Genomic DNA, 11,915 nt, shown 5'->3' with positions numbered 1-11,915 from the left:
GGCACTCGCGAGTCACTCGAACCGCTGCGTGGCCCAGGGGAACCGCACCTCGACCTCGAGCCCGCGGCCCGGGTCGTTGTGGAGCGCGACGTCGCCCCCGCTCAGCCGGGCGATCCCGGCCACGATCGTGAGACCGAGCCCTGCCCCGTCGCGGCGCGGCGCCGCCCGGGCGAAGCGCACGAGTGCGCGGTCGGCGAAGTCCGGGTCCATGCCGCCGGCGTCGTCCCGCACCGACAGCACGGCGCCCGAGGCGCGGCGACGCAGGGCGAGCTCGATGCGCGCGGGCCGATCGCCGGCCGCCGCGATCGCATTGCCCGTGAGGTTGTCCACGGCTCGCCCGAAGTCCTCGATCGGCACGGCGACGGCCGTCTCGTCGGCGCCCGGATCCGCGTGCGCGACAACCTCGATCGCGCGGTCGCCGATGCGCAGGCGCGCCCGGTCGGCGGCGTCGGCGAGCTCGAGAGCGAGATCGGCGTAGTCCGCGCGGCCCGGCGTGGACTGCGCCTCGATCCGCGACAGCTCGAGCAGCGAGGTCGCGAGCGTGCTCAGCCGGCCGAGTGTCGCCTGGGCCGACGCGAGGTCGCGCCGCAGCTCCCGCTCGTCGTCGCCCGCCTGGGCGAGCTCGAGCTGGGTCTGCAGGATCGCGAGGGGCGTGCGCAGCTCGTGGCTGGCATCCGAGACCAGTTGTCGTTCGCGCTCCGCCGACGCCCGCAGCTGCTCGATCAGCTCGTTGAGCGACCGCGCCAGCCCGGTGATCTCGTCGTCGGCCGCACCGACCGGCAGCAGCTCGTCGCCCGGCTGCGCCGCCAGCCGCACCGCGCTGCGCCGCAGCCGGGTGACGGGCCGCAGGGCGAGCGTGCCGATGAGCCAGGATGCCGCCCCGAACCCGACGTTGATGATCGCGATCGCGATGATGAGCAGCCAGGAGACCTGGGTGAGCACGGTCGTCTGCTCCTGGGCATTGCGGGCGGCCACCAGGTGCCAGGTGCCGGTGGAGTTGGTGACGGAGGCGACGCGCACGAGGTAGCGGACGCCGCCGACGGCCACCATGTGGTACCCGTCGGGCAGCGCCACCAGGGAGCCCATTCTGTCCCGCAGCGCATGGGGGAGGCTGTCGACCTTGCGCGCACCGGTCGGGTCGACGACGGCGATGTGCTCGCCGCGGCCCGGCCCGTCCAGGCCCTCCGTGGGCTCCGTGAGCAGGGCGGTGCGGTACGGCGCCTCGATGCTCGCGAGCAGGTCGTGCTCGCCCTCGTCGACGATCGAGCGCACCCGATCGAAGATCACGACCCCCGCGACGACCGAGATCGCGAGGGCGATGACGACGCTGCCGCCCGTGATCCGGGTGCGGATGCTGAGGCGGGAGAGCCTCATGCCGAGGGTCGCGGCGGCGTCCTCGGCGGGCGCGCGCGCCGCGGGACGCCCGGCCGCCGGCGGCTCGGCTGCGGCCGGGTCGACCGCCTCGAGCCGGAATCCGACGCCGCGCACGGTGACGATCTTCAGCGCCGATCCGCCGGCATCGAGCTTGCGGCGCACATAGCTCACGTACTGGTCGACGATGTTCGGGTCGTATCGCGCCGACCCCCAGATCTCGCCGAGGATGGCCCCGCGCTCGAACACCTCGCCGGGGCGCTCGGCGAGCATCCGCAGCAGATCGAACTCGGTCCGGCTGAGCCGGAGTTTGCGCTCGCCGACCCAGACCAGCTGCCGCGCGAGGTCGAGCACGGTGTCGCCCACCTCGACGCGGGCCGCGCCGAGCCGGCCGCGCCGCCGGAGGGCGCGCAGGCGCGCCGCGAGTTCGGCGAGATGGAACGGCTTCGTGAGGTAGTCGTCGGCCCCCGCGTCGAGCCCGCGCACCCGGTCGTCGACCGCGTCGCGCGCCGTCAGCAGCAGGATGCCGATCCCCGGCACCGCCTCCTTGAGCCGGCGGCACAGCTCGAACCCCGACATCCCGGGCAGCATGACATCGAGCACGGCGACGTCGTACCCGTCGGTATCGCGCGCCAGCGAGAGGGCGTCGATGCCGTTGTCGGCGATGTCGACCTGGTACTCCTCGCCGCGGAGTCCGCGCGCGATGAGCGCCGCCATCTCCGGTTCGTCATCCACGACCAGTGCACGCACCACGACGCACCTCCTGAGGTCGGATCCGAGCCTACGGGGAGGAGACTTGGCGCCGGATCGATGCGACCTGAAAGTCCTCTCACCCCGCGCGGCCGCGATCCGGGCCGGTTCCCCATGCGTGCCGGGGAGCATGGGCGACATGACGACCCTCGGCACGCAGACCGTCCGGCCGCCCGCGGCGCGGCCGGCGCGTTCGCGATGGGCCGCGGCGCGTGCCGTCCTGCGGAGGTCGACCGCGGCGCGCGCGGCGTCTCTCGGTCTCGTGGGCGGGCTGATCGGCTGGGCCGGATCGGGGGTGCCGTCGTACTGGGGCGACGAGGCGGCGAGCATCATGTCGGCCGAGCGCTCCCTGCCCGGCCTGTTCGCGATGGCGGCCCACGTCGACGCGGTGCACACCACCTACTACGCACTCCTGCACGTCTGGATCCGCCTGGTCGGCACCTCGGAGCTCGCCACGCGCACGCCGAGCGCGGTCGCGGTCGCATTCCTCGTCGCCGGGGTCGTGGTCCTCGGCGAGCGGCTCGGCGGCATCCGGCTCGGGGTCGCCGCGGGCATCGCCGCCGTCGCCCTGCCACGGATCACCTACCTGGCCACCGATGCCCGCTCCTACGCGTTCGCGGCGGCGGCGGCGGTGTGGATCGCGGTGCTCGTCGTCCGGCTGCTGCGCGGCCGGCACCGCCGTCGCGCCTGGGTCCTGCTCGGCGTCGCGATCGGAGCCACCGCCTGGATGTTCCTCTACGCCGTGCTGCTCGTGCTCGTCGTCGGGGTCATGGTGCTGGTGCTGCGACGTGACCTCATCCGCTCATGGCTCTGGGCCGGCGCCGCGGCCGTCGTCGTCGCGTCGCCCATCGCCCTGCTCGCCATGTCCGAGCGGCACCAGATCGCCTTCCTCGCCCACCGCAGCGTCGTGAGCGTCGGCGGCGTGCTCGTGACCCAGTGGTTCCTCAAACCCTGGCCTGCCGTCGTCGGCTGGGCGATCATCCTCGCCGGCGTCGTGCTGTCGCTGCGCCGGCGGCGCGGACGGCGGGCCGTGCTGCTCGGGCTGACCTGGATGGCGCTGCCCACCGCGATCCTGCTGCTGGCCGACCCCGTCGTGCCGGTCTACACGACACGCTATCTCTCCTTCGCCGCCCCTGCCGTCGCGCTGCTGATCGGGCTCGGCGCCGTGCGCATCGCGGAGTCGGTGCGCGGACGGGAGCTGCGTCTCGCCGCCGGTGCCGCGGTGCTGGGCATCGCGGCCGGCGTCTCCGCCCCGGTCTACCTCGCGCAACGCGGGCCGTACGGGCAGTCCGAGGGAGCCGACTTCGAGCAGGCCGCGGAGGCGGCCGGCGACCTCGGCCACCGGGGCGACGCCGTCATCTTCGACGAGGGCACGAAACCGTCGATCGACCCGCGACTCGCCTACCGCCTGTTCCCGCAGCGCTTCACCGGGCTGCGCGACGTCGAGCTGGTCACACCGTTCGACCGGCGGACCCAGCTGTGGGACGTCGTGCGCCCGCTCGACCAGGCGCTGCCGGATCTGGGTCGCGAGGTGATCGCGATCGAGAACACAGCGGGTCACGGCCTCCCGCCCGACATCGAGCGCCTCGTCGGGGCCGGGTACCGCGTCGACGCGGTGCAGCGGCTGCACATCGACAGCGTCTACCGCCTGACCCGGCCGGGCGCCTGACGGGCCTCGTCCGTACGGTAGAGTTGCTCCTCGGCCCGGCGCTTTCGAGCGCGACGTGCCGCCGCATTGGGGTGTGGTGTAATTGGCAACACGGCTGATTCTGGTTCAGTTGTTCTTGGTTCGAGTCCAGGCACCCCAGCCACACGACTGATCGACGCGCAGGCCGAGCGCGATCCAGGTCACCCGTAGGTGCGATCGTTCCACTCGAGCCATCCGGTCTCGTGCCGCCCGGACGGATCGTGGTGAGTCCAGTGCACGGTGCCGCCTTCGGCGTTCCACTCGTACTGCCCGAGGAACGCGACCGCGTCGCCGACGCGCAGTCCGTTCAGCCGTGGCGCGATGTCGATGTCGTATGCGACGAGGATCGTGAGCCCGTCGGGCAGCGTGAGGATGAACCGCTCGTGCCGTGACCCCGCGGTGTCGTCGGGCAGGATGCGCGAGACCGTGCCCGTGCCATGCACCTCGATACCGCTTCGCCGGTCGTCGAAGAGCGCGCGGATGTCGGAGCGCGTCGTCGATGCGCTCGCGAGTGCCGCGCCGGGCGCGGGGATGCGCGCGGGGGCCGGTCCGGCGATCCATCCCTGGGTGAGTCCGAGCGCGACGGCCGCCCCGACCAGGACGAGGGCGGCGACGGCGCCGCGCGCCCCCTTCGCCTCACGCTGCGAGCCTAGCCAGGGCGCTCCGGCGGGTCACGGGCAGGAATCATCCATGTGTGTACATATCCTTGACAGGAGCGGCCTTATTGCGCATGAATGGGCGTCGACGGCAGAAGGAGCGCGACATGCGGATCGGTGTTCTCGGAGCGGGTGTCCAAGGCAAGCTGCACGCGCAGACCCTCGCGGGTCTGGCCGAGGTGGAACTCGCAGGGGTGGCCGACCTCCTCCCCGACAACCGGCGATGGGCGCACGAGACGCTCGGCGTGCCGGTGTACGACACGCTCGATGAGCTCCTTCCGCACGTCGACGCCCTCAGCATCTGCCTGCCGGACCATCTCCACGAGCAGCCGACCATCGCCGCCCTCGACGCGGGCGCGCACGTGCTGCTCGAGAAGCCGATGGCGCTCAGCACCGATGCGTGCGACCGCATCGCGGCGCGCGTGACCGACCGCACGACGCTCATGATCGGCCACGTGCTCCGCTTCGACCCGCGGGTGATCCGGGCGAAGGAGCTGATCGACGCCGGTGCGATCGGCGACGTCTGGGACCTCCAGGTGTGGCGGTGCACGTCGCAGGCCGTGGGGGAGGGCATCTGGGACCGCACGGGGGTGCACTGGTTCCTCGGCATCCACGACGTCGACCTCGTGCGGTTCCTCACCGGGCAGGAGCTCGAGGTCCTCTCCGCGGTCGCCGCGTCGCGGTTCTCGCAGCAGGCCGATGTGGTGCACTCCACGCTGCGTCTCTCGGGCGGGGGCTCGTCACGATGAACGAGAGCTGGCTGCTGCCGCACTCCCGTCCCTCGCGCGCCGACGCCGGAGTGAAGATCGTCGGCGAGCGGGGACTGATCGAGATCGACCTCAGTCACTCCGACCTGCTGCTGGCCTCGCGCGACGGGGAGGTGTCGTTCCGCGACACGCGGTTCTGGCCGAGCCCGTCGGGAGCGGGCGCCTTCAACCTGCGGACCGAGCTGCAGGAGTTCATCCGATCCGTCCGCGACGGGATGCCGTCGCCCGTCACCGCAGCCGACGGTCGCGCCGCGGTGGCGACGATCGAGCAGATCGACGCCCGGCTGACGCGCGCGGACTGACAGACCATGGCGATCGTCGGGGTCGACATCGGCCAGTCCGGAAGCCGCTCGGTCGCGATCGAGGCCGGCGCCTCGCGACATGGGCAGGCGGGCGGCTACTGGTCGGATGCCGTCGCGTCCACCCTGCTGGCCGCGGTCGGTGCCGTGGCGGCCGTCGGCGCGCACGAGATCGGCGTCGGTCTCAGCGGCTATCACCGGATGGGCGACGACCGAGCGCGCATCGTCGACGCCCTCGCCGCGGCCGGCTACCGCGGCACGGTGGTGCTGGCCGATGACGCGGTCACCGCGCACCTCGGCGCATTCGGCGGCGGAGCGGGGGCGGTCATCGCCGCCGGCACGGGAGCCGTCGTGCTGTACGGCGACGGGCGCAGAGCGGTCAGCGTGGACGGCCTCGGTCACGAGCTCGGCGACCGGGGGTCCGGCTACGCGATCGGCCGGTCGGCCCTGCGCGATGCCCTCCTCGAGGAGGAGACCGGGGCCGCACCCGGCCGGGAGTCCGCGCTGCTGAACGCGGCGCGCCGCATGCTGGGGGAGGACCTTCGCCGTCGCGTGGCCGACGCGCCGCCGTCGGTCGACGAGGTCGCGTCGTTCGCCCGCGTGGTCGCCGAGACGGCCCGGTCGGGCGATGTCTGCGCCGTGCGGATCCTGGCCGACGCGGGGGCCGAGCTCGCCCGGTCGGCGACCATCGCGCTGCGCCGGGCCGATGCCGCAGCCGCGGAGGTGTGCCTGATCGGGGCCTCGCCGCCGCGGGCCCGGCGTTGACCGACGCCCTCGCCGACGGACTGCCGGCGGGCTGCCGGCTCGTCGAGCCGCGGGGCGACGCGCTCGATGGTGCCGTGCTGCTGGCCGGCCGCTCCCGGCATCCGTACGGCGACCTGGTGAGCCGCTTCATCATCGACGCCGGCGGGATCGTCGTGGCCGGAGAAAGGGGCCGGGGGTGACGACCGTGCTGGAGACCATCCGCGGCGGGCTCATCGCCTCGTGTCAGGCGGCGTCCCCCGACAGTCCGTTCCGCGATCCGGCCGCCATGCGGCTCATGGTCGAGGCGGTGCGGGTCGGCGGTGCCGTCGCCGCCCGCGTCGAGAGCATCGCCCACGTGCGCGCCGCCCGCGACTGCGGCCTTCCCCTCGTCGGACTCGTCAAACGCGCGAGCGCCGGGAGCGACGTGTACATCACCCCCACGGTCGCCGATGTGCGCGCGCTCATCGCGGCGGGGGCCGCGATCGTCGCGGCGGACGGCACCGTGCGGCCGCGGGAGGGGGCGCGACCCTCCCCGAACTCGTGGACGCCGCCCACACCGCGGGCGCCGTGTTCATGGCCGATGTGGACAGCGTCGAGGCCGGGATCTACGCGGCCGGCTGCGGCGCCGACATCGTGAGCACGACGCTCGCCGGCTACACGGTTCGAGATCTCGAGGTGCCCGATACGCCCGACATCGACCTCGTCGCAGCGCTCGTGCACGCGGCCGGGATCCCCGTGGTGGCGGAGGGGCGCTACACCCGCGTGACCGAGGTGGAGCGCGCCGTCGCCCTCGGCGCGCATGCCGTCGTCGTCGGCACCGCCATCTCCGACCCCGTCCGGCTGACGGCGCGATTCGCGGCCGCCCTGCCTCCACGGCAGGAGTTCCGATGACCGACGGCACCAAGGCATCCCGCGCCTACACCCACCTCGTCCGCCGGGTCGAGACGATGCGACCCCACGAGATGCTGCCCCGGGAGGTCGACCTCGCGGCCGAGCTCGGCATGAGCCGCACGACGCTGCGCCAGGTGCTGACCACCCTCGCCGCCGCGGGATCGATCTACTCCGTGCGCGGGTCGGGCACGTTCGTCTCGGACGCGAAGATCGACAAGGGCACGGCGCTGTTCGGGTTCAGCGAGGACATGCGCGCCCGCGGCATGACGCCGGGAAGCCGCCTCCTGCACGCCGGTCCGGAGCTGGCCGACGGCGACGTGGCGGAGCGTCTCGGCCTGCGTCCCGGCGCACTGGTCTACCGGATCGAGCGGCTGCGTCTGGCCGACGAGGTGCCGATGTGCGTCGAGGACGTCCGGTTGCCCGCCGAGCTGTTGCCGGACCTGCTCACCCGCGACGTCTCGGCGGGGCTGTACGAGCTCCTGCGGTCGGCGTACGGGATCGAGGTCGTGGTCGCGCGGCAGACGATCGCCAGCTCCGTGGCCACCGCCCAGGAGGCGGACCTGCTCGGGATCGCCGTCGGGGCTCCCGTCTTGAACGTGCGACGGGTGGGCCAGGACGCACGGGGCCGATCCGTCGAGTGGGCGCGCTCGTTGTATCGCGGCGATCGGTACGAGTTCAGCCTGACCGCCACCCGCAACGGGCACCGGTGAGGCGCGGTCGGGATGGCTGAGCGGGCGGTGGCTCCGGAGGTGCTCGTCGTGGGCGGCGGTCTCGGCGGGGTCGCCGCGGCGCTGTCGGCGTGTGCGGCCGGACGCACGGTGCTCATCGCCGACGAGTTCCGCTGGCTCGGGGTCAGGCGACCTCGCAGGCGGTGCCGCTCGACGAGCACCGGTGGATCGAGCGGACCGGGTCCTCCGCGACGTACCGGGCCTTCCGCCGGGGATTGCGCGCGGAGTTCCGCCGTACGTACCCCCTCCGCACCGCCGTCCGCGACGATCCCGCTCTCAACCCCGGCTCGGCATGGGTGAGCCCGTTGAGCATCGAGCCCCGGCTCGCGGTGCGGGTGATCGAGGCGATGCTCCGGCCGTGGATCGCGCGCGGCGTGCTCCGGGTCGAGCGCGAGTCCTCGATCGCCGACGCCGAGGTCGACGGCGACCGGATCGCGGCCGTCACCCTCCGCCTGCGCGACGGCGACCTCCTGCGGGTCGAGCCGCGGATGGTGGTCGAGGCCTCCGAGACGGGAACGCTCCTGGAGGCGGCCGGCGTGGAGCACCGGCGCGGAGCGGAGTCCGCGGCGATGACGGGCGAGCCCCACGCGCCCGCTCGGGCCCTGCCGGAACGGATGCAGGCCGCGACGCACTGCCTCGCCGTGGAGCACGTGGCGGGCGAGTGGACGATCGACCGTCCCGAGGATTACGACTCCTGGCGCGCACTGCGCATCCCGGGGTGGCCGGGGCCGATGCTCGACTGGCGCTATCCGAACCCGCGCACCGGGGCGACCATGACCGCCCGCTTCACGCCGAACCCGGACGAGGCGGACTCCGACATGGAGGCCGCCGTCTTCCGGCCCGAGCTGTGGACGTACCGGCGGGTGTTCGACCGGCACCATCTGGTCGGCGATCACCACGGCGTCAGCGACGTCACCGTTCTCAACTGGCCGATGAACGACTACGTCGCGGGCCCGATCGACGACGTGGATGCCGGCCGGCATCGGGCGGCGGCGAAGAGCCTGACGCTCAGCCTGCTCTACTGGCTGCAGACCGAGGCGCCCCGACCGGACGGGGGCGCCGGCTGGCCGGGGCTGCGTCCGCGCCCCGACGTGACCGGCACCGACGACGGCCTGGCGCAGGCACCGTACGTCCGCGAGGCCCGCCGCATCGACGCCCTCGCGACGCCTCGCGAGCAGGATCTGTCGGTGCAGGTGCGCGGAGATCGCGGCGCGGTCGTCTATCCGGATGCCGTGGCGCTCGGGCACTACCGGATCGATCTGCACCCGGCCGTCGACGGCACCGGATACGTCGACATCGCCACGCACCCGTTCACCGTGCCGCTGGGCGCGCTCATCCCGGTCCGCGTCGCCAACCTGGTCGCAGCCGGCAAGACGATCGGCGCCACCCACATCACCAACGGCTGCTACCGCGTCCACCCGGTCGAGTGGGTCACCGGCGAGATCGCCGGCCTGCTCGCGGCCGAGGCGATCCAGCGCGACCGTCCGCCCGCGGCGATCCGGGCCGACCCGGCCGGCTTCGAGTCCTTCCGGCGGCTCGTGGCGGCACGCGGCGTCGATCAGGCGTGGGGGCCACCGAGCTAGCAGATGCCCGACGATTGTTCGGTCACGACGGCTGAGCGACCGCACGCGGGACGAGGTCCTCGTCGTCACGAGCGCGCCCTGGTCGCGCAGCACCGCCTGCAACTCGGTGACGTCGAGCTCGCGCGGGTGGATGCCGTGCCGCGCGCTCAGGGCGGCCGCGGTACCGGCGGCGTGCCCGGTCGCGGTGCAGGTGGCCCCGACCCGCACCGAGCCGAGCGCCTCGCGGTCGACGGAGATGCAGCGGCCGGCCGCGAGCAGGCCGTCCGTGGTGGCCGGCACGAGAGCGCGGTAGGGGATCCCGTACGGTGCGGGGACGAACATCGAGTGCGACCCGACCTCCCCTCGGCGGGGTGCACGTCGATCGGCCAGCAGCCCAGCGCGACGGCGTCGTCGAACTCCACCCCGTCGCGGATGTCGTCGCCCGTCATCGTGTACTCGCCGATCAGCCGGCGGGTCTCGCGGATGCCGATCTGCGGGCTGGTCTGCAGCAGGCGCCCTCGGCGAAGCCGTCGACGTGATCGCGGAAGTACTCGAACAGCGCGAAGCTGTCGCGGCGGCCCTGCATCTCGGCGCGCGTGAAGTCGTGGATATCGGTGGCGTCGCCGACGATGCGCGTGGTGTTGACCCACACCACGTCCTTCTCGAGGCCGCCGAACCAGGGTCCGCCGAAGACCGGCAGCCCGCCACGGCGCCGGATCTCGCGCATCGCGGGGATGTCGACGGGCACGTCGGCGCGGACCGACGCGTACTCGCTCAGCGCGGGCTCCATGAGCGGACCGGCGTCGGGCCCGATGGGGATCTGTCGCGGCGCGAGATGGTCGACCGCCTCGACCGGCTGGACGTTCCCGATCCGCATGGACATGGTCATCGGCTGGAGGGTCTCGCCCTGGGTCCAGTCGTCTCCCGATCGGGAGACGATGTCCCCGTTCCCCGTCCCGTCGACCGTGACCGCGGCGCGGATCGCCCGTCTGCCCTCGACGGTCTCGATGATGCACCCGCGCACCGCGCCGTCCTCGACGATGGGAGAGGTCGCGAGCACATGCAGGAGCACCTCGACCCCGGCGTCCTGGAGGAGCCGGTCGGCGACGAGCTTCATCTTCTCGGGATCGGAGCTGAGGGCGAAGCCGTCGTGGTTCAGCGCTCCGCCGATCGCCTCGGCACGGGCGAGCCAGTCGCCGCCGACTCCTGCCACGCAGCGCACGCGATCCGGCATCAGCCAGGAGTTGTATCCCGCCAGGGTGATCACGAGGCCCGAGGTCCACATGCCGCCAAACGCCGCGCCCTGCTCGACGAGGAGGGTCCGTGCCCCGGTGCGCGCGGCGCCGACCGCGGCCGCGACACCGGAGGGGCCGCCGCCGACGACGAGCACGTCCACCTGCGCGAGCACCGGCACCGCGCGCGCGGGCTCGGCGTAGGTCGCGGGCGCGTCGATCTCGGTCATGAGATCAACATTAGCGCTACCGTCCGGCTCCGCCAGCCCTTATATCGCGCCACGCATTAGCCCTAATGTGGGACGCAGCATCCCGTCGCAGAGGAGCGTCATGTCATCCATCGGAGTCCACGGTCTCGTCTTCACCGGGCGGTTCGACGCCGCAGGGATCGAGCGCGCGATCACGGGCGCCGCACGAGCCGGATTCGACCTCATCGAGTTCCCGGTCTTCGACCCGGGCGAATGGGATGTCGATCTCACCCGCGCGCTGCTGGCCGAGCACGGCCTGCAGGCGACCGCATCGCTCGGTCTGCCCGAGGATCGCAACGTCAGCTCCGCCGATCCCCGCGTCGCCGCGGCGGGGGAGTCGTTCCTGTCCGAGGTGGTCGACGTCGTGGCCGGGATCGGCGGCACGCGGCTGTGCGGCGTCATCTACGGCCCGTTGGCCAAGCGCTTCCGCGCCGCCGAGCCCGAGGAGGTCGCGAACGGCCAGGCGGCTCTCGGGCGCGTGGCGCGGGCCGCGGCGGCGCGCGGCGTGCGGCTCTCGATCGAGATCGTCAACCGCTACGAGACGAACATCGTGAACACCGCGGTCCAGGCAGTGCGGTACGTCGACGGCATCGAGGCGCCCGTAGGCATCCACCTCGACACCTACCACATGAACATCGAGGAGCCGGACATGTTCAGCCCGGTCTTCACGGCCGGCGACCGGCTCGACTACGTGCACATCGGGGAGAGCCACCGGGGCTATCTCGGCACGGGCACGGTCGACTTCGACTCCTTCTTCCATGCACTCGACGCGGCGCGGTATGACGGACCGATCGTCTTCGAGTCGTTCTCGTCGGCCGTGGTGTCGGCGGACCTGACCGGGATCCTCGGCATCTGGCGCAACCTCTGGGACGACGGCGACGACCTCGCTGCGCACGCGAACGCCTACATCCGGGGCGCCCTCCGCGCCGCCGCGACCATCCGCGGCCACTGACCGGCGGCGACGCCGGTCGCGGGCCGCA

General features: G+C 73.1%; 11 protein-coding genes, 1 tRNA gene and 2 pseudogenes. 11 read left to right on the top strand and 3 right to left on the bottom strand.

Annotation, left to right across the window (positions count from 1 at the left end):
* Nucleotides 1–12: 12 nt before the first annotated feature.
* On the bottom strand, nt 13–2,124 hold the full coding sequence (locus tag QQK35_RS04560; protein ID WP_284253134.1) for an ATP-binding response regulator: 2,112 nt from the start codon (nt 2,122–2,124) through the stop codon (nt 13–15).
* A 136-nt stretch (nt 2,125–2,260) separates the two neighbouring features.
* Between QQK35_RS04560 and QQK35_RS04555 the strand changes: the two genes are divergently transcribed.
* Nucleotides 2,261–3,790, top strand: a complete 1,530-nt coding sequence (locus QQK35_RS04555) for a glycosyltransferase family 39 protein (protein ID WP_284253133.1) — start codon at nt 2,261–2,263, stop codon at nt 3,788–3,790.
* 67 nt (nt 3,791–3,857) lie between these two features.
* Nucleotides 3,858–3,932 (top strand) — tRNA-Gln (locus QQK35_RS04550).
* Nucleotides 3,933–3,969: 37 nt separating this feature from the next.
* Here QQK35_RS04550 and QQK35_RS04545 read toward each other — a convergent pair.
* Nucleotides 3,970–4,290 (bottom strand): DUF3465 domain-containing protein, encoded by a 321-nt coding sequence (locus QQK35_RS04545; protein ID WP_431311834.1) that lies wholly within the window; start codon nt 4,288–4,290, stop codon nt 3,970–3,972.
* Nucleotides 4,291–4,571: 281 nt separating this feature from the next.
* Between QQK35_RS04545 and QQK35_RS04540 the strand changes: the two genes are divergently transcribed.
* The 8 genes and pseudogenes from QQK35_RS04540 (at nt 4,572) to QQK35_RS04505 (ending at nt 9,476) form a co-directional block, all read left to right on the top strand.
* Nucleotides 4,572–5,213 (top strand): Gfo/Idh/MocA family protein, encoded by a 642-nt coding sequence (locus QQK35_RS04540; RefSeq protein WP_284253132.1) that lies wholly within the window; start codon nt 4,572–4,574, stop codon nt 5,211–5,213.
* Entirely contained in the window at nt 5,210–5,533 is a 324-nt protein-coding gene (locus QQK35_RS04535; protein WP_284253131.1) for a Gfo/Idh/MocA family oxidoreductase, read from the top strand. The genes QQK35_RS04540 and QQK35_RS04535 overlap by 4 nt, the downstream gene beginning before the upstream one ends.
* A 6-nt stretch (nt 5,534–5,539) precedes the next feature.
* Nucleotides 5,540–6,295 (top strand): BadF/BadG/BcrA/BcrD ATPase family protein, encoded by a 756-nt coding sequence (locus QQK35_RS04530; protein ID WP_284253130.1) that lies wholly within the window; start codon nt 5,540–5,542, stop codon nt 6,293–6,295.
* On the top strand, nt 6,292–6,474 hold the full coding sequence (locus QQK35_RS04525; protein ID WP_284253129.1) for a hypothetical protein: 183 nt from the start codon (nt 6,292–6,294) through the stop codon (nt 6,472–6,474). The genes QQK35_RS04530 and QQK35_RS04525 overlap by 4 nt, the downstream gene beginning before the upstream one ends.
* Nucleotides 6,471–6,911 (top strand): beta/alpha barrel domain-containing protein, encoded by a 441-nt coding sequence (locus QQK35_RS04520; RefSeq protein WP_284253127.1) that lies wholly within the window; start codon nt 6,471–6,473, stop codon nt 6,909–6,911. The genes QQK35_RS04525 and QQK35_RS04520 overlap by 4 nt, the downstream gene beginning before the upstream one ends.
* On the top strand, nt 6,848–7,165 hold the full coding sequence (locus tag QQK35_RS04515; RefSeq protein WP_284253126.1) for a beta/alpha barrel domain-containing protein: 318 nt from the start codon (nt 6,848–6,850) through the stop codon (nt 7,163–7,165). The genes QQK35_RS04520 and QQK35_RS04515 overlap by 64 nt, the downstream gene beginning before the upstream one ends.
* The gene (locus QQK35_RS04510; RefSeq protein WP_284253125.1) at nt 7,162–7,875 is read left to right on the top strand and encodes a GntR family transcriptional regulator; all 714 of its coding nucleotides are present in this window, start codon (nt 7,162–7,164) and stop codon (nt 7,873–7,875) included. The genes QQK35_RS04515 and QQK35_RS04510 overlap by 4 nt, the downstream gene beginning before the upstream one ends.
* Before the next feature lie 12 nt (nt 7,876–7,887).
* Nucleotides 7,888–9,476, top strand: a pseudogene (locus QQK35_RS04505) (FAD-dependent oxidoreductase).
* A 147-nt stretch (nt 9,477–9,623) separates the two neighbouring features.
* Here the strand turns inward: QQK35_RS04505 and QQK35_RS04500 are convergent.
* Nucleotides 9,624–10,917 (bottom strand): annotated as a pseudogene (locus QQK35_RS04500) (FAD-dependent oxidoreductase); the annotation flags it as partial.
* Nucleotides 10,918–11,017: 100 nt separating this feature from the next.
* Between QQK35_RS04500 and QQK35_RS04495 the strand changes: the two are divergent.
* Nucleotides 11,018–11,887 (top strand): sugar phosphate isomerase/epimerase family protein, encoded by an 870-nt coding sequence (locus tag QQK35_RS04495; RefSeq protein WP_284253124.1) that lies wholly within the window; start codon nt 11,018–11,020, stop codon nt 11,885–11,887.
* Nucleotides 11,888–11,915 lie beyond the last annotated feature (28 nt).

The sequence above is a fragment of the Pseudolysinimonas kribbensis genome (genome assembly GCF_030161895.1).
Classification (GTDB): domain Bacteria; phylum Actinomycetota; class Actinomycetes; order Actinomycetales; family Microbacteriaceae; genus Pseudolysinimonas; species Pseudolysinimonas kribbensis.
Note: the sequence above shows the minus strand (reverse complement) of the source record. Positions and strands in the feature narration are given on the sequence as shown.